The 18657-nt window shown below is 54.0% G+C and carries 12 protein-coding genes and 1 pseudogene; 2 read left to right on the top strand and 11 right to left on the bottom strand.

Annotated features, from left to right (window positions below; all coding sequences use genetic code 11):
* From KRAC_RS11830 to KRAC_RS11780, 11 genes and pseudogenes are all read right to left on the bottom strand, one after another.
* A pseudogene (locus tag KRAC_RS11830) lies at positions 1-1639 on the bottom strand (nuclease/transposase family protein).
* Positions 1640-1820: 181 nt separating this feature from the next.
* Positions 1821-2561 (bottom strand): cytidylate kinase-like family protein, encoded by a 741-nt coding sequence (locus KRAC_RS11825; protein ID WP_007907182.1) that lies wholly within the window; start codon positions 2559-2561, stop codon positions 1821-1823.
* Between the two features lie 208 nt (positions 2562-2769).
* Positions 2770-3060 carry a hypothetical protein gene (locus KRAC_RS11820; RefSeq protein WP_040442393.1) on the bottom strand — a complete coding sequence of 97 codons (291 nt, stop codon included), beginning with the start codon at positions 3058-3060 and terminating at the stop codon, positions 2770-2772.
* A gap of 67 nt (positions 3061-3127) precedes the next feature.
* Positions 3128-4315 (bottom strand): RNA-guided endonuclease InsQ/TnpB family protein, encoded by a 1188-nt coding sequence (locus KRAC_RS11815; RefSeq protein WP_052568173.1) that lies wholly within the window; start codon positions 4313-4315, stop codon positions 3128-3130.
* Positions 4270-6075, bottom strand: a complete 1806-nt coding sequence (gene ltrA / locus KRAC_RS11810) for a group II intron reverse transcriptase/maturase (RefSeq protein ID WP_007907177.1) — start codon at positions 6073-6075, stop codon at positions 4270-4272. The genes KRAC_RS11815 and ltrA overlap by 46 nt, the downstream gene beginning before the upstream one ends.
* Before the next feature lie 629 nt (positions 6076-6704).
* On the bottom strand, positions 6705-7103 hold the full coding sequence (gene tnpA, locus KRAC_RS11805; protein ID WP_083814696.1) for an IS200/IS605 family transposase: 399 nt from the start codon (positions 7101-7103) through the stop codon (positions 6705-6707).
* Between the two features lie 112 nt (positions 7104-7215).
* Positions 7216-8748 carry a zinc ribbon domain-containing protein gene (locus KRAC_RS11800; RefSeq protein WP_007907171.1) on the bottom strand — a complete coding sequence of 511 codons (1533 nt, stop codon included), beginning with the start codon at positions 8746-8748 and terminating at the stop codon, positions 7216-7218.
* Positions 8749-9131: 383 nt separating this feature from the next.
* The gene (locus KRAC_RS11795) at positions 9132-9953 is read right to left on the bottom strand and encodes a carbohydrate ABC transporter permease (protein ID WP_007907170.1); all 822 of its coding nucleotides are present in this window, start codon (positions 9951-9953) and stop codon (positions 9132-9134) included.
* Positions 9954-9966: 13 nt separating this feature from the next.
* Positions 9967-10923, bottom strand: a complete 957-nt coding sequence (locus tag KRAC_RS11790) for a carbohydrate ABC transporter permease (RefSeq protein ID WP_007907167.1) — start codon at positions 10921-10923, stop codon at positions 9967-9969.
* A 125-nt stretch (positions 10924-11048) separates the two neighbouring features.
* On the bottom strand, positions 11049-12419 hold the full coding sequence (locus KRAC_RS11785) for an extracellular solute-binding protein (protein ID WP_007907165.1): 1371 nt from the start codon (positions 12417-12419) through the stop codon (positions 11049-11051).
* Between the two features lie 432 nt (positions 12420-12851).
* Positions 12852-13463, bottom strand: coding sequence for a hypothetical protein (locus tag KRAC_RS11780; RefSeq protein ID WP_007907163.1), 612 nt, complete (start codon positions 13461-13463; stop codon positions 12852-12854).
* Between the two features lie 208 nt (positions 13464-13671).
* On the opposite strand from KRAC_RS11780, the gene KRAC_RS11775 reads away from it, so the two are divergent.
* The gene (locus tag KRAC_RS11775; RefSeq protein WP_007907161.1) at positions 13672-15126 is read left to right on the top strand and encodes an NADP-dependent isocitrate dehydrogenase; all 1455 of its coding nucleotides are present in this window, start codon (positions 13672-13674) and stop codon (positions 15124-15126) included.
* A 206-nt stretch (positions 15127-15332) separates the two neighbouring features.
* A complete protein-coding gene (locus KRAC_RS61330) occupies positions 15333-18392 on the top strand; it encodes a LuxR C-terminal-related transcriptional regulator (protein ID WP_007907160.1) in 3060 nt (1019 codons plus the stop codon).
* Positions 18393-18657: the final 265 nt, after the last annotated feature.

Genomic DNA, 18657 nt, shown 5'->3' with positions numbered 1-18657 from the left:
CTAAAGCAGCGGGGGTTCCAGGGGTTCGGCCCACGCTTCCCGCTCTTCCCCCCGAAGGAGATGAGCTGGCTCTAGTGGTGGTTCCCCTGACCTTTTGGGCAGACGCGCTCCGGCTCTGGTCAGACCAAAGCTTCGGGGCAGGCTCTGCCCTTCTTTCGCGCGTTGTGCTGTACGCTCGTGTGCTGCCCGCAGGCGCGCTTCCGCACCTTCCCAATACGCCTGGTATCGGGCACACGAGGGAATAGGGTCTGCTGGATCAAGGTAGGCGGCAAGATACGCCGAATACAGGTCACGTTGGACGGGACCCACGCCACAGGAGCACTGATGCCAACGCTGAGAGAGCGGCTTCTTCACCCGCTTGCCACATCCGTGACACCATTGGCTCAGCGCCGTCGTGCGTGTGGGAACGCGCGACCAGGGTGCCGCCCGTGCTTGCAACGGTGCGTCTCAACCATTCTATAAACATCCCTGGGGCTCGCAGTCCCACACTCTTGCCAAACTGCTTTTGCCATGCCTTGTAGGAAATCTTTTCGAGGATGATGGTCTTGCCCAGCTTCACCACTTGATGCACCTTGCGCCCATGCAGGCTCTTGCGGTGCGCTGCCAGCTTGCGCTCTTTGGTCGCTTTGCGTCGTCGGGTGGCCTGGTAGCGCTTACTCTGTTTCCAGCGCAGCTTCTTGTTGCCCTGCTTCTTGATGCGCCCCTTCTCGTCGTAGTTCTCAGGGTTGGCTGCCCGCCGCTGCCGGTCCATCTGCCGCTGCAAGCGACGAATGGCACGGGCCTGGGGAGCCAGTTCGGCACAGAACACCTCCAGGCTTGCCTCTCCCTCCTGGGGAACGAGCGCCAGGGTCGAGGGTCCCACATCGCCTCCAATGATCCCCTTGCCGATGGTGTGCTTGGGTTTGTGGTGAGGCTTGCCCTCCAGGGCCAGTTGCACGAAATAGCGATAGCCCTCGGCATCGGCTCCCTCCGCCCTGGAACTACTGGCAGGACGCTGGATGAGGCGAGCATACTTGATGCGGTGCCTGAGCCCATGGGTCACCACTTCATCCTTCCAATCGATGAGAGCGGGCAGCCGGTCTCCGTTCCAGAGCAGATACCCTGCCTTTCCCTCCTCGGGTGGTTGCAGGACAAAGCGCAGGCTGGTGTCGTTGCGCTTGTTCTCAATGCTGGAGAAGCCGCGTCCTCGGCTCTTAAAACGCACCCGTCTCGCCTGGCCCAGGCAGACGCGGTTGAGGGCGCGATAGGCGCGGGTGGCCAGGGTTTGAGCCAGCACCGCCTCGATATGTTCCGCAATCCAGCCGACGCGCAAGCCTTTGACCGCTTCATGCAGAGCGGCTTCAGAGAAACTATACCTCTTGCGCAAAGCGGAGAAGGCGGCGGCTCGTTCGGCTTTGTGGGTGCGAGGAAGGGCACGAGCCTCTTGCCAGGCGAGGTCAGCCCGCATGCGGCGCAGGCGCCTCTGTCCTTCGGAGAGGATGGCATTGTAGAGCTGACGAGCGGCTTCCAGGTGAGCGCGCAGACGAGCGGCTTGCCCTGCATTGACGACCAGGGGCAGTTCGAGCAGAAAGGTGGGGGTGGCAGGCCGTTTCTCCTGCTGTTCCTTCTTCTTGCGTTGCCCCGGGCATTTCTTTGGCATGCCTGCTCCTCCTTCAATCTCGTACGTGCGATCGATCCTCGCACGTCTATTGTACCAGAGAGTCGTGAAGAACGCAAGTTCTAGAAGGCTGGCTTTTTCCGGTCCTCACGCTCACGCGGGGGTGGCGATTCATCCCCGGCATCAATGACCGGGGCTTTCTCGCCACCTTCTCTGTAAGCTATTAGCTCGTGGGCGGGCGAATATCACCAGGCTGGCCTGGATAGCGGGTTAAGCCTGCTTTTGGTCCAAGCTCGTTGGTTGGGATATGGAGCCGCTTAGCTTTGCGCTCGACCCCCAGGGTGATAAGGTCCGTTACTGTATCCAGGTCGAGTATACCGCTATTGATGACCAGGTCGTACAGGGCAGGATCATCTGGATTGCGTCGATACTGCGTTTGTAAGTAGCGTTCGCGATCATGGTCTTTCATCTGGATGCGTGCCTCGGCATCGCCCTTCCCTAGCCCTTCGCGCTGCATCACATATTGGACGCGCAGATCAAATGGCGCGACGATTCGCACATGAAATACGTCACGTCTGCCCGCCAGGAGGACCTGCGATCCTCGTCCGACGATGATGACGTGCCCACGTGCTATAGCTGCCTCGACGACCTTTGTGAGCGCTTCGCGGTAGACCCGTGTATTGGTGAGTACAGGTTGCGGCTCCAGCGTGAACATCGCAGGCTGTAAGACACGCATACTGTTGATGAGATAATTAACGAGTGACTCGCCTCGCTCATCATGCTCCTCTGCCTCCAACTCTGTGATATTAAGTTCCTGCGCGACCCGGATCAGAATCTCGTGGTCTACCAGTTCCCAGCCCAGGCGGTGCGCCAGGCGCTGTGCCACCTCACCACCTCCACTACCATACTCACGCGAAATGGTGATGGCACGCATCTGTGCGATCTCGGCATGATTCTCTGGCATATGTTCGGCTTCTTTCTTAACGAGCTACTGCCTTGTTTGACAAGCATTTCGCGACGACGTAACTCCGATTGTTCTGACCTACAAGGGTGTGTTCCTACATAAGCATATGTCTATCGTAAAACTTCTTACTATTCTATGTTCTCTTTGATTATATCTTTTTGGCTAGTTGTGCTTCCTCTTCGTTATGGAGGGGACTAGGCTCCTCTTGCTATGTTCCACTTATATCACGTTTGGGCGGTACTCTTCCGATGACAGTATGCAGCGTCCAGCGCGCCTGGAACTGTGGCGAGAGGAGTTCGATGGTGAGGTCGCGATGCCATTGCGCCAGCTCTTCCCGGGTTGCCAGGTTCCAGTGCTGGACCAGGGGCGCGAGATAGAGCGCCATCCAATGCCAATCTCGTGCGAACAGGTGATATCCTGGTGTTCCCGTGGAGAGGTCAATAATGCTCGCCTGGTGTTGTACGTCACGCCAGCCAGCCTCGTGCAGATGCCTCACCATTTGCGCCCCGGTGCAGAGATGGTGCCCCTCTCGCTGGAGCAGTGTGCGTAGTGACGACTCCCCACGGCTACAAGCCGGGGGCTTCTGGAATGACTCGGCTGTGTCGTCCCACAGCGTGAAGACCATCTTCTAAGATATTGAGACTCCCATTGTGGTCGCGGTGGATGACCAGACCGCACTGGGGGCACTCATACACCCGTACCGACAACGGCATCGGTTGGCGATGACCGCAGGCAGAGCACGTCTGACTCGTATAGGCCGGGTTCACGCGCACCACCTGCCGTCCAGCTTCCTCCGCTTTGGCTTGCAGGCGTGTGAAGAACATTGACCACGAGGCATCAGCGATCGATTTTGCCAAGTTCGGATTCTTGACCATGTTGCGCACCACCAGGGCTTCCACCGCGAGAAAGCCAAAGCGGGCGATCAGCTTGCTCACTTCCTGTTCGATGAAGTTCTTGCGTCGGTTGGCGATGCGTTCATGAGTGCGGGCAACCACTTTGCGCTTGTGCGCTCGCTCCTTCGTGCCTTTGGGCGCACGGGCGAGCTTGCGCCCGGCACGAGCCAGCTTGGTCTCATCCTCACGGAAAAAGCGAGGATTGGCAATCGCTTCTCCTGTCGAAAGATACGCAAAGGTTTTTAAGCCCACATCAATTCCAACGGGTTCCGACGTGTGGGGGAGACGGCTGGCTTGCAGGTCGTTTGCTCTCAACTCCACGGTAATACTGACAAACCATTTGCCCGTCGGAGTCCGTTTGACGATCGCGGTTTTCGGCGTACCCTTGATTGCTCGATGCATCACCATCTTGACTGGGCCAAGTCTGGCCAGTTCCAGTGTCCCCCGGTTCTTTTTCCCCTGCCTATGGATCTTGAAACTATTGCCAAACTGTTTGAAGGTCAGCGAATGATAGCGAAAACGCGATTTGAAGCGAGGAAAGCCAGGCATTTTGCCTTCCTCCACGCGTTGAAAAAAGGCGTCAAAAGCCAGATCAACGCGTTTGACCACATCCTGGAGCACCTGATAGGGCACTTTGGCCAAATCAGGGCGCACCTCTTTGCATCCGGGCAACTCGGCGCATTGATCTTCATAGGAGAGAGAAATCCCGGCCATCCGATAGGCACTTTTGCGTTCATCGAGGGCGGCGTTGTAGGTCTCGCAGCACAAGACAAGCCATGCCTCTAAGATCCGCTCCTGTTTGTGGGTTGGATAAACTAAGCGCATGGGTCGCCCCATCCGCTCGTCTGCAAAACCGAGCATGAAGATTTCTCTTCACTCGGCTCCTCAATCATATGGCCCTTGTTATGGGTACCATGTCTTTGGTCGTGGCAATGTCGGTGGAGAGCACACTTGTTACTCAGTTCCTCTCCTCCTCCCTCACTTTTAGGAGTGATGTGGTCTATCTCGATCTGATCTCCTTCACGGAACTGCAAATCGCACCATCTACACTTGCCTTGCTGCTTCTGAAGCAGCATTGCCAGTGTTCCTCTCGTTGTTGGGTGGTTTTTCAGTCGTTGGCTCCAATACAAGAGATTTCCGTCATAGGGGCTGGCAGCACCTTTTACTTTGACATGTCGTTGGATCTTCGTCGCATCATGCCTTCTCAGGTCATAGTCTTCGGAGGTTGCAAAGATGCCGTGTTGGCCTTCGCCTCTCTTCCAGTACCTTTGCCTAATCCAATGTCTGTTTTTGTTTGGGTGCCTGCGAATTGCCCACGACCATAGCTGTTGCTGGAGAATGTAGTCGCATCTACTGTACTCAGCCTTGGAGCAGACTGTTCTGTAGTAATTGGACCATCCCCTGATGATAGCAGAAAGCTCCTTAATCAGTTGGCCTTGCGGCGCTGATCTCCGTTTGTCGATTTGCTGCTTCATCTGGGCTATGTGTCGTTTGACGGCTTCTTTGCTCGGTTTGATGATCGTTTTGAAGCCAAGTGGGGTGCCTTGTGAGTTGGTCCCTGTACGGTTCTTTCCTACCGGATATTGCCGGATGGAAAATCCTAGAAACTCGAATCCCACATTTCCTTCATAGGGTGTGAGTGTGTGGGTGATTCTCGTTTTACTTGGCTTCAGTTCCAGTCCCATGTCCTTTAACCAGTCATTGATTCTTGTTTTCACTTCAAGGATGGTTTCTAACGTTGAATGAAAGACCACCAGATCATCAGCGTATCGTACCATTTGGGGTTTATCCCTTGTGGTCCTCTTTACGCCTTTGAGAGCCTCTTCCAGTCCGTGCAACGCTATATTCATGAGTAAAGGGGAGACCACGCCACCCTGCGGGGTTCCGCTGGGTGTGGGTGTGAATTCTCCCTCTGTCATGACTCCCGATTTGAGCCAGGCCTGGACGGTCTGTCTCAGACGTGGATAGGTCTGAAGTTTTTTCAAGAGTGCTGCCTGGTCAATGTTATCGAAACAACCCCGGATGTCGGCGTCAAAGACATATTTTGCCTTTTTTCCGATATCAGAAAAGATTGCTGCGATAGCATCATGACAAGATCGTCCGGGGCGAAAACCATAGCTGTTCACTTCAAAGCGAGCTTCCCATTCTGGTTCGAGCGCGAATTTTACAAGACATTGTCGTCCACGCTCATACATCGTAGGAATCCCTAAAGGCCGTTGTTCGTTTTTTCCAGGCTTGGGGATAAATACCCTTCGGACTGGTTTTACTTTCTGCGGCCATTGTTTGGGATGAATGAGCGATGCCACCTGTCGCCTCTGTTGAGGTTTCAAGTTCTTCACTCCATCAACCCCCGCTGTTTTCTTGCCCTGGTTATCCTGTGAGACGCGGCGTACAGCAAGAAGCCTTGCTGCTTCCGATTTCATCAAGAGCTTTTGAAGTTTTTGGACTGCGCGTTGATTGCCACGTTGACTGGCTCGGTAGATTCTCTTTTGGATGCGGTAGACATGCTGCTCAAACTTGCGCCAGGGCAGCTTGTTCCAAGCCTCACTCTCAGGGTCAAGTTTCTTCTTGACCCTGGGTGCTTTCCTATTTGCCATCGTACTTGATTTTCTACTTTCCATACAACTGTGTCCACGTCAGCCTATCCTCTCGCTTTCCGAGAGGCATTTGCTTCTTGGACAATCCTTCCGTCGTGCTGCTTGCGGTTGGCACCTGCTCATGGTATCGACCCCCATGAGAGCAAACACGCGGTTACTCCGTTCCGTTGCTCTGTTTTTCGCTACTGTAGGTGTGCATTCTCCACCGGAGTCCTGACAGATAGGCAATGGAGCTCTACCATCTCCATTGTGTACTCGACTCGTTCCCGTTTTGGGCTGGCTTGTTATCCTGCGTAGGCCAGTTTTTCGTAACGATGGTTCAGTCATGCATTCGTTTTACCTGCCTTGTTAGACAAGCTTCTCACCGTAGTAGCCAACTAGAAGGTGTCCTCACATCAGGTTTATGAGGCATCCCCCGTTTCATCCCGCTTCACTGTTTGAGGGCCAGTCGCTACAGTGGGGATGATGCTATCCATTCCTATCGAATGGGAGAGGAATTGCGCCTCTCGTCAGAGAAACAGTTGTCAGTGTCTTTCAAAAAAAACACCGCTGCTCGTCCCCCATTTATCATGGTTTGGAGCAAACGGGTCGCACGATAGAGTCTGAATTGGTAGGTTTTGGTTGGCTTCTTCTCTTTTTGGGGTTTCTCTCGCTTAGACATGTTTTTGCTGCTCGATATAGTGTTTGATATTGCTCAAGGGAGTGCCACCAGTTGTGCCCACAAAATACGAGTTTGTCCACAAGCTCGGCAATTTTCGCTTGAGGGCGACAAACTCCTGCCGAAGCAAGCGAGAAGATCGCCCTTTGATCAGCTTCACCAAACGATGAATCCCGAATTGAGGATCAACGTCCACAAGCAAGTGAACATGGTCGGGCATGATCTCCAGTTCTTCGATCTCTGCCCGACATTCCTGACACACCTGTCCAATGATCTCTTTCAAACGAGTTTCAATCGGCCCGATCAGGACTTTGCGCCGATATTTGGGGCACCAGACCACATGATAGTGGCAGCTATAAAACACGTTTCGATTGCTCTTGTACGTTTCACCCATCGAAAACAGCATACAGCAAAGAGGTATCTACTGTGACACTCCGCATCGGCTAAAGCCGAGCAGCTTCTGACACTGTGCCGTAGTCGGGTTCGTGAGACAGGTGGCGTAGCCACTACTCAAAGTGAACCCGTAGTTGGGACGCAATATCTGGGAAAGACGCGCCCATCCGGCGCCTTCTCCCCTGGGCGGTGCCATGCCCGTTGGCATGATCTCCACGCCTGGCCGCAGGGATGGATGGTCCCATCTGGCGTTTGGCATCCTGGGAGATCCCAACACCTGAGTCTTTCGACTCCCTCTTCGCACGTTGCGAACGAGCATGAGGCTTTTCCTTCAACGGTTCTTGCGTCCGCTCGATCAAGCGCTGTCCGACACGGATACTGGCATTGCGGTCGGCATGATCGCGCATCTGGCATTGTGGGCACAGACAGAGTGCGGCACCGGAGGTGTAGCCTTCCACAGGGTGTCCCTGGTTATAGCGAATGACAGCGGCGTGACAGCGATGGCATTCTCTGCTCGTATTGCGCGGATTCACACGGCAGGTGATGATGCCGCCTGCATGCCAGGCTTTGTACGTTGCATAGCGGAACAGGCGCCCCTTCATCCAGTAGGCGCGTTTGCTATTGCTCCGGCGCGAATACGTGCCCTTCTCCGGTTGCAGGGTGCCCAGATGTTCAAAAACCAGGATGCTCGCCTTGTGCTCGCTGGCGAACTGGACAATGCGAGCGCTCACCAGATGTGCGATCTGCTCGTCCACGTGCCTGATTTTCGCCCAGAGGTCGGCATTGTCCTGTTCGTTCTCGGCGATGAGACCAGTCTGAGATCGGTTGCGTGCAATGCGTCCAAGCAGTTGTTTCCTACAGCCCGATACCGCTGTGCCATTTCCGATGAAGGAAGTAGCCAGGATGGTGCCGTCAACTGTCTGGACACTGCACACAGCGAGATGCTTGTCGAGATTGAGATCCACCGCACAGAGACGTGTCTGGGCGGTGGTGAGTTGCTCTCCGCTCTTTGCGGGAGTCTCGAAGGTCTTCTCAATGGGAGTATGCAGCCACCAGCGATCCCCCTTGCGAACAAGCTGTGGACTGCCCATCGCGTACCCATCGGGGAGATCGCGACCGAGGATGTGGACTTTGAGCCAGGACCAGCACGAGCCGGTCCAGACTTTGAGCACGATACCATGCCTATGACGCTCACGCCAAAGGCTTGCGTAGAAGGGAACCGACTTCTTCCATGATCGGGGTGGGACTGGTGGCCGCTCCCGAAACGGCCTCTTCTTGCGCTTTTTCGTGTGTTTGGCTTCGTGTTTCTGCTTCCGTGCTCGCCATGTTTTGAGGGAGGAGAAAAATGCGCGGGCCGAACCAAGGGCCGCATTGATGGCGGCGCGTCTGAACATCGCCGGGATATCTGGCGCGAGATCGGTGAGCGGCATGATCGGATGGGGGCTAGACTCCGTTGCATGCGTGAGTTTCTCCAGGGCCGTGAGGGCCTGCTTGTTTTTGAGGGAAAGGAGACCCTCGTGCGCCTGAATACAGTCGAAATAAAAGGCCACGACACGATTGAAGAGGGCCTGATTTGCCGCGAAGTAGGCAGCATACTGCGGCGGATAGTGCAACGCCTGCCTGATGGTTTTCGTGGCTTTTGCCATTTTCAGGACCTCCTCTCACAAAATAGATGGTATCTCTCGTAGAGAATACTCTGCTGATGTGAAATTGTCAAACATGTGTTCTATGAGTACTAGATTTGATAAGGGCTAAAGCCCAATAACACGCCTCACCACGGTCTAAAGAACCGTGGCTTGCGGCGGGCTAAAGCCCTATCCTGTCAAGATCATTTGTTCAAACGACGCATGCCCCAATGCCCCTGCCCCAAACAAGGACTCGCTTGTATCCCCATGGCTAGAAGCCAGGGGCTTTACGCTCGGTTGGGTAGAAGAGATGTGGCGTAAAAATGCCTCCGACATTTTTACGCCACATCTCTTCTACGTCTGCGAAGCGCCGTAGGCGCCGAGAACACTTAAGGAAAAGTGCCTTAGCCTTTGAGGCCCCCACTCACGCCCTTGACAAAGAAGCGCGAAACAAAGGTGTAAAGCAGAACCGCGGGGAGCGCATACAGCATGGCATAGGCCGCGAGCTGTCCATAATTCACCTGTCCATAGGCCCCGAAAAAGGTATAGATATGAACCGAGGCAGGTAAGAGGTCCTGATTTTGCAGGATAATGAGTGGCACAAAGAAGTTTGTCCAGGCGCCCAGAAAGCTCCAGACGCCCACAACGGCGATACCCGGCGCCGCCAGTGGCAAGAGAATATGGGTGAATGAACCCAGGATAGAGGCGCCATCAATCCAGGCCGCCTCCTCTAATTCCAGGGGAACGGAGTCCAAAAAGTTCTTCATAAGCCAGATGCTGAAGGGAAGCGAGCTAGCGGTGAAGAAGAGGATACAGCCCAGGAGTGTATCTTGCAGATTCAACACAACGTACATTGCGTACAGCGGTGTGACCAGGGCCAGGATTGGCAGCGCACTGGCGAAGAGAATTAAATACATGATCTGAGCTTTGAAGGGGAATTGATAACGCGAGAGGGGATACGCAGCCAGCCCGGAGAGGAGGATGACCAGTACCATTGTCGAGACGGCCATAATGAGGCTATTCATGAATGGCTGAATGACGAGGCCATTGCTGATGATGTCGATATAATTGCTTAAGTTGAGGGCCGTAGGAAGCGTAAGCGTCAATTGCGCGTTGGGATTGATGCTGGCAAGTACGGGCCAGAGCAGCGGGATTAAGAATAACAGCCCTATCACCGTCAGGATCAGGTAGAGCAGCGAGGGAACGATAATACGGCGGATAACCATGCTCGGATCTCCTTTAGATGTCGATACGCAAGATACGAATATAGAGGAGCGAGAGGATCGCGCCTACGATAATGATCAGGAGTGCGATAGCGCTACCATAGCCAATCTGGTAGAACTGGAAGGCCTGGCGATACTGATAGATGGTAAGCAGCTCATTATTAGTTGTGCCACCACCTGTCATCACATACACAAGCGTAAAGTCCGACAGCGTTGCAAGTGTGATGAGGAGCAAATCCGTTGCGATAGACCCCTTAATGAGAGGGAGTGTTACATGATAAATCTTGGCCCACACACCTGCGCCATCGATAGACGCCGCTTCATACATATCTTGAGGAATGCTCTCCAGGGCCGACGCATAGAGTAGCATGGAGAATGCCGTCCCTCGCCAGATGTTGGCGATGATAATCATTGGCAGGGGATATTCTTGTACCCAGGCATGCTGCGGCAGCGTCAAGTTTGCTATTACCGTGTTAAGCAAACCTGGAGAAAGGACACTCTGTGGCCCACCTGCTAGAAAGGCCTGCCAGATAAAGCCCGCGACGACATCCGGAATAACCCAGCAGGCGATGATAATCCCACCCAGAATCGCACGAAAGACGTGGTTCCGCTTCTGCATCATAAGCGCAAGCAGCAGACCCAGCAGTGCCTGACCAATCAAGGCCGAGCCAACCAGGTAGATAATGGAGACACGGAAAGCATTGAGAAACTCTCCATCACTCAGGATGCGCGCGAAATTCTGTAGACCCACCCACTGAGGAGCCTGCGCGCCCACGCCAGTCAGGGCCATATTGGTAAACGAGGTATAGACGGCCCAGATGGCGGGGCCGAGCATAAAGATAAGAATAATCAGAAACGCAGGCGCGAGGAAAAGCAGACTTGTGCGCAATCGCTTTCTACTGGCGCTCGTAACAACACGCTTTGGTGGGGATGCCGTGGTCTCAACTGACACGGCGGGAGTTTTTACCTGCATCGTTGCCGCTCCTCAAATACTATAGTTACCCATCTCTGTAAGCTTACGCTGTGGTGGTGAGCTGGCTTGGCCAGCTCACCACCACAGCATAAAACTTGGCGAAGCACCGCAGGTGCTGAAAGTGCTTAACCTCTCTTTTCTACCTTATCGTCGCCCGCAATACTCTTGACCGCGTTATAAAAAGCGTTCATGGCATCACTGGAGCTTTGGCCCTGCATGACGTTCTGCATGGCCCGGTCGATCTCAACTGAGATCTTGGGATAGGCCGGGAAGCCCGGGCGGAATTGCGTAACGGCGACCAGGCCGGTGAAAAAGTCCGACAGGGGGAGATTCTTATAGTCAGCGACGTCGGCAACATCTTTGCGTGGCGTAATCTGAGATGCTTTCACATCATAGAATGCCAGGTTATCTTTGTTGAATGCCGTTTTGATAATGTTGAATGCATCGCTCTTGTGCTTTGAGTTGGCGCTGATGGAGTAGGCCCAGCCGCCAGAGAGCGTGACATACTGAGGATCCTGGCCATTTTGTGTAGGCATTTTGGCGACCCCTAGCGTTTTCTGCCAGGCGGGCCATTCAGCGGCGCCGCCCTTCTGCCAGCTTCCAGGGAGCCACGAGCCATCAATATCGATTGCCAGCTTGCCCTGCGGCATAAGCTGCTGAGCAATTGTATTACCCGCCTGGGTATTAAGGGCGATATCATTGGTGGGGCCTAGTAAGCTCGATGAACTGTAGACCTGTTTAACAAAGTCTAGCGCATCCTGGAAACCTTTGCTCGAAGCAATCCATTTGTTGGTGTCGTAATTGTAGAGCGGGTCTTTGGTGCCGTAGAGCAGCATTTCAAAGCCCTGCATGGTCGAGGCCTCGTCCATGGGGATGCCCGAATAGAGGTTCATCGGCACCACTCCTGGGACCTTGGCTTTAACCGCGCGTGCGGCGGTCAGGATATCGGCCCAGGTCTTAGGCTGCCAGTCGGTGGGCAGGCCTGCCTTCTGGAAAATATCTTTGTTGTACCAGATGCCGCGCACATCGGTGCCATCCATGATGCCATAGTTCTTGTTATTGAAGGTGGTAATCTTCTGCATGCTGGGGAACCACTGCTGCTTATAATCTGGCCACGAGTTGATATAGTCGTCGAGGGGGGTCAGGTAGCCAGCGGTCACATCCGAGCTAATGAGGAAGCTATCTTCGCGCACAATATCGGGGGGATTGTTTGAACGGAGCTGAAGCGCCAATTTTGTATAGTAGCTGCCCTCATCGGCAATGATGGGTTGTAGTTGCAGTTCAATTTTGGGATTCGCGGCCTCCACCTGCTGCTTGACGCGAGTCCACCATTCCTGTTCATAGTAGGGTGGAGGTCCAAATTGCTGGTAGGCGACACGGATCACGGTTTTGCCATTATCACTGGAGCCACCACAGGCGGGCAACGCGATAAGACCTACAAGAAATAAACAGAGTACCAGTAGATGTAAATTCAGTCCTTTGAAGCGAGACTTCATGACTTTTCTCCTTTGTTCCTCTTGACAACATTGAAGGAAAAGACATCACTGTCTTGATGATGGAGCAACACTCTGGAACAAGCAACCATTGAAGACGAAGAAAAGCTCCATATGGGTAGAGGAAAATAGACACTCCTTTCTCTGGTGAGTATGTGCTTTAAGCACGAAACATGTGAAAGAAGAGGCTCTAGTGCCTGCTCAATAGACAGTTATCTATAGAAAGCAAGCGTTCAAATATACTTTAGTGTTGGTATTATGATAACGTTGTCTTTAAATATATGTCAAGGCAAAATGGACTGGACGTGCCAGGAAAATACAAAATGATATTAACGCTTGAAGTGTGTCGTAATGTTGGAGTATATTGAGCAGAAGTATGTCGTAGAATCTCATGAAACACAGTGAGAATCAGTCATGGTGAAGACGTAGTCGGCGTTAGCTTTCGTGTATCATCAGGATATCAAATGTGGCCTGGGGGATGGCGATGATCTCCGGTGTCTGCGTGCCAACCGCTGATAGCTGAGGGCAGCTAAAGCTTCCTTGCATACGATTAACATTAGGCTGGATGGCAGGCTCGTCATGTATAATGGTTAGCTGACAGCGAATGCCTGCTTGCAGTTGGAGATCCCAGGCTCCTCCTTCGTGTCCAAAATCCAGGCGTACATCGCCTCCATTGATAGGCCCTTCCAGGGTATATGTCCTGGCGCCTTCATATCCATAGAAGGCGATGATGAGACTGTGATCCTGGTCCTGGAGGAAGATGGTAAACTCCTTCAAGCCGTGACGAAGCTTGGAGGTGAAGATATGGCTCTGCCAGGCATAGCTGCCGTGCTTAGCGCCCGTGATGTGAAGGGTCACGCTACTGCTCTGTGGACTGCGCATTCCCGTCTGAATCCAGGTTGGTATCGGAGTTTGCGTGTTTGCGCTGGCGCTTGTGTCATTGGTTGGGGCACATCCGGTGAAGAGAAACAGGCCAATGAGCAGCAGGAGATAGCGCCTCAGATGCTGGCTGGTCTGCCAGGCAGGCGAACAAGCTTGGATGCGCATGTTACTGCTTCCTCTCCCTCCATGAGTGTGAGCCACGCTGCTCGCGTGAGAGTAGATAGTGTGGAGTCGCTTATCGTGCTACATTTTACCATACACGCAACGCGAACGGGTGCTGATGAAAAGGTGGTTCAGCAGTCTCTGGCGACATATGCTATACTGACGTTGGTGTTTTTACCAGCTAAACAATTCGAACGATGGAGTTACTCGTATGTCACAGAATGTACCGATAACTGTTGCGTCTGGAGATGGCATTGGACCAGAAATTATGGATGCCACTCTAAGGGTAATTAAAGCAGCAGGAGCACGCATAGATATTGAAGAGATAGAGGTTGGAGAAAAGGTCTATCTACGCGGTATCAGTGCCGGTATTGAGCCCAGTGCCTGGGAGTCGCTTAGTCGCACCAAGGTATTTTTGAAGGCCCCGATTACCACTCCCCAGGGCGGTGGCTATAAAAGCTTGAACGTTGCCGTGCGTACCGCTTTCTCCCTCTATGCAAATGTACGCCCCTGTGTCGCGTATCATCCCTTTGTCGATACCAAGCATCCTGGTATGGATGTGGTGATTGTTCGCGAGAATGAAGAGGACCTCTACAGCGGCATTGAGTACCAGCAGACGCCCAACATGATGGAGAGCCTGAAGCTCATCAGCCGTCCAGGTAGCGAAAGGATTATTCGCTATGCCTTCGAGTATGCGCGTAGCAATAATCGCAAGAAGGTCACATGCTTTATGAAGGATAATATCATGAAGCAGTCTGACGGCCTCTTCCACAAAGTGTTTGACGAGATCGCCGCCGAGTATCCCGACATCGAAAACGAGGCCTGGATCGTCGATATCGGCGCCGCCAAACTGGCCGATACTCCCAATGCCTTCGACGTTGTCGTGATGCCAAACCTGTATGGCGATATTCTCTCCGACGTCGCGGCCCAGATCGCGGGCTCCGTTGGCCTGGCTGGCTCTGCCAATATTGGCGAGGGCTGTGCCATGTTCGAGGCCATCCACGGGTCGGCTCCCCGCCGCGCGGGACAGAATCTCGCGAACCCTTCCGGCCTGCTTCTGGGAGCTGTATTGATGCTCGTGCACATCAATCAGCCAGAGGTTGCGACCGCTGTGCATAACGCCTGGTTGCGCACGTTGGAAGATGGCATTCATACCTATGATATCTATGCTGATGGTGTGAGTAAGCAGAAGGTCGGCACCCGCGAGTTCGCCGATGCGATCATTGCGCGCCTGGGTCAGAAGCCTGAGCAACTCAAGGCCGTGAGCTATTCTTCCAAGCCCGCGCAGGAGCGCAAGACGCAGGCCACAAAGGCTCAAGTTCCCACCCTCAAAGAACTGGTCGGCGTCGATGTCTACCTCGATTGGAGCAAGGGGAGCGCAGAAGAGTTAGGTAACGCCTTTAAACAGGTCAGCGGTGAGGGCCTGGAACTGAAGCTGATTACCAATCGCGGAGCCAAAGTATGGCCCAATGGCCTACCATATACCTTCTGCACCGATCACTGGCGCGCCCGTTTCCAGGCGCCTGAGATTGGCACAAAGATTGAGCATGCTCAGATCATCTCGCTTCTGGAGCGTGTGCATGCGGCTGGATTCGATTGCATCAAGACGGAAAACCTCTATAACTTCGACGGCAAGCCCGGCTACTCCCGCATTCCCGGCGAATAATCACTCCTAGCACAAGACTGAAAAGGATGAGGCACCTATATAGGTATCTCATCCTTTTTTCTGTATAGTGAGATGCGGGAAAGATTTTCATGCCTTTTTTATATCTTACGCATAGACAGTTACCTAATCACGTGCTACACTCCACTATTAGGTAACTCTGTTTCTTCCTGTTACCGATCTATATTTGCATTGGAGAGACGACAGGTATGGCACGCACCCAGATTCCTACAGCCTCCTATGATCGCTTGCTTTTGCTTGATAGCGCGGGAAGCCCACTCTCACATATCGCCATAGGCTCCCCTGAGTGGTATAAATGGTTGCAAGATGAGCAACATGCCTCCTTCGCCTATAAAAGCGATAGTGGCAACTTTACCGCTCGACGTGAGCAGCTACGCCGGGGTTGGTATTGGTATGGGTATCGCAAACGCGAGAACAAGCTCCACAAGGTTTATCTAGGGAAGTCAGAAGAACTCTCCCTTGAGCGCCTGAGCCTGGCGGCGCGTGCTCTTTCGGGACAGAGTCTGGCCCAGGAGAATCTCAAGCGTCGGCAGGTGGTGGAGGAGCTACTTACAACTATAGAACCTGGAGATAAGCGTGCCGCCCTGGATGTAAGCGATGAGGTTGCCTCGCCCCACAAAGATGATGTCGGGGGCATGGTGGCCAGCAATAAATACTATTTGCTCTCCCAACTGACGCCTCTGGTTGGGCGTGACCAGGAGGCACATGAGGTCGCTGAACTGCTCCGCGCTACGCATGTGCGATTGTTGACCCTGACGGGAACAGGAGGGATTGGGAAGACGCGCCTGAGTTTGCAGGTTGCGACTGAGCTTCTTGATACCTTTGCCGATGGTGTCTATCTCGTTCTCCTGGCGACGGTGACGGTTCCCCGCCAGGTGCCCATATTTATTGCCAATGCCCTCGGCCTGGGCGAGGCCGGTGAGGGAGCGCTTGTGGAACGCCTGTATGCCTTCTTGAAGGAGAAGCGCTTACTCCTGATCCTGGATAACTTTGAGCAGGTGATCGCCGCTGCTCCGCAACTGGTGGAGCTGCTGGCGCGTTGTCCACAAGTGAAAATTCTTATGACTAGCCGGGCTGTTCTGCACGTGGTGGGCGAGCAGGAATATCCAGTGTTACCCCTGCCGCTTCCTGTCCAGGACCAGGTGGATACGCAAGTTCTGGCTCAATCCGCGGCGGTACAGCTTTTTGTCCAGCGGGCGCAAGCGGTGCAGCCTGGCTTTCGCCTTACGGCTGAGAATGCGGCGACTATTGCTGCTATTGCGCGCCGCCTGGATGGTTTGCCCCTGGCTATTGAATTGGCGGCGGCTCGCATGAAGGTCTTTTCCCCCCAGGCCCTGCTTCAGCGGCTGGAGAAGCGTCTTCCTCTCCTGACGAGCACCACTCAGGATGTGCCTGAGCGTCAACAAACGCTGAGCAATACCCTAGACTGGAGCTATGATCTCCTGGCGCCACGCGAACAGCGTTTATTTAAACGTCTCTCCATTTTCGCAGGCGGTTGCACGCTTCCTATGATCGAACATCTCCATGCATCGCTCGAACAAGCGCTGGGGATCGATCAGGAACGCCCACTCTTACTGGATGACCTCACCTCTCTAATCGACAAAAGCCTGCTTTCGCGTGTGGAGCAGGAGGATCACGAGGCCCGCTTCTTTATGCTGGAGATTATTCGCGAATATGGTCTTGAGCGATTACAGCAGGAAGAGGATGTTGTAGAAGTGCAGCGTGCATACGCATATTACTGGCAGCAGCAGGCCCTCATGTCTGAAAAGGATATGGATCGCCATCAGGATCAGGAGATGTGGCGCATTCGCCTGGAGCATAAAAACCTGCGAACCGCTCTCATCTGGTTTGCGCAACAGGGGCAGTGGGATGATGCCTTGAAGCTGGCCTCTGCCCTCTGGTGGTTCTGGTGGGCGAAGGGCTATATCGGTGAGGGACGACGCACGCTTGAGTGGTTGCTCTCCTCGGCCAAAGAGGTGAGCCCCTTCTGGCATGCCAAGGCCTTGAGTGTGACAGCACTTATGATCGCCCTCCAGGGTGAATATAAACAAGCTATTGCGCTGGCTGAGAAAAGTCGGGTGATCTTTGCGGAACTTGAGCAAGAGTTTGGGCAGGGGATGGCGCTCTGGACGATTGGCCACGCCTATGTCATGATTGGGGAGGGTGAGCAGGCGCGAACCGCGCTTGAGGCCGCAGGGGCGCTCGTGCGCAATAAGGGGCATCGCTGGGCTAATGCCGCCGTTCTTGAACGCTTGGCCTCTCTTGCGCGCGACGAGGGCAACCTGGAGCAGGCTCTCTCCCTCTGCGAGCAGAGCCTGGCGATTCATCAACAGGCGGGATCGACCTGGGGACAGGCCCGTGCTCTCTGGATGCTGGGCCTTATTCACTTCTCACGCGCCGATCTGCTTAAAAGTACCCTGGCGCTCGAAGCCTGCATTGAGCGTGCTGGTCGCGTGGGAGATCGCATCAGTATCTCCTACGCCTCTGTGCTCTTAGGTGTCCTGAAAGGTCTCTACGGCGATATGCAGGAGGGAGACGCGCTTATTGAGCAAGGCTTACAATTGGCGCGTGACCTGGGTGACCAGCGTGGAATGTCCTGGGGCTTGACGCTGTTGGGATGGAGCTACGCCCTCCAGGGCGAATATACCCGTGCGCGTGAGTGTCAGGAGGAGAGCCTGTCCTTGCTTGCTGTAACGAGCTATGAGTATAAAACCTTCGTCGCGTATGCACTAGATGGCCTGGCGCTGGCGGTTGTGGGCCAGGGGTACCCAGCCTGGGCCGCGCGTCTATGGGGGGCGGCCCAGGCTGTGCGCCAGGGGGGGCGTAGCGTTCCGGCTATCCCCGCCACAATCCAGAGCATTTTTAGTGAATTTGTGCAGCAGGCGCGCGCTTTGCTTGGCGAGGAATCCTTTAAACTGGCTTTTGCTGAGGGGCTGACTATGACGCCTTCACAGGTCCTCCAGGCTCGCTCGCAGGCTCCTCTCTCCCTCTCTTCGGCTTCTATCCCCAACAACGAAGAGTCTCACACAGCAGCTCCAAACTCAACTGTCCTGGCTGGACTAACAACGCGCGAAATTGAGGTATTGCGTCTGCTGGCAACAGGGATGACGAGCGCCCAGATAGCAGAGAAGCTCGTCATTAGTATTCTCACTGTCAATACGCATGTACGCTCTATTTATAGCAAGCTTGGTGTGACCTCGCGTAGCGCCGCAACGCGTTACGCGCTTGAGCATAAACTCTTACCTTAATGACCCCTCTCGATAACCAGGTGCGAGGGCTTTACGCCGCGATTAACTAGTTAAGTATATAAGCTCTACAGAGTTTTGAGTAAGCCTGCTTTTTGAGGTCCCTCGCACCTCCTCTGACAATTACCCTGTTTTAGGGACGCCACATGGACTTACTTTGTCTTACACTGTAAACACTGTTTGTTATATATGTGTGCATGAGAATATTTGGTAAGGGACATGTCGGTGATGGATGGATTCCGTTCTTTGTGTAGTGTTCAAAGCCCTG

The organism is Ktedonobacter racemifer DSM 44963 (assembly GCF_000178855.1).
GTDB lineage: Bacteria > Chloroflexota > Ktedonobacteria > Ktedonobacterales > Ktedonobacteraceae > Ktedonobacter > Ktedonobacter racemifer.
Note: the sequence above shows the minus strand (reverse complement) of the source record. Positions and strands in the feature narration are given on the sequence as shown.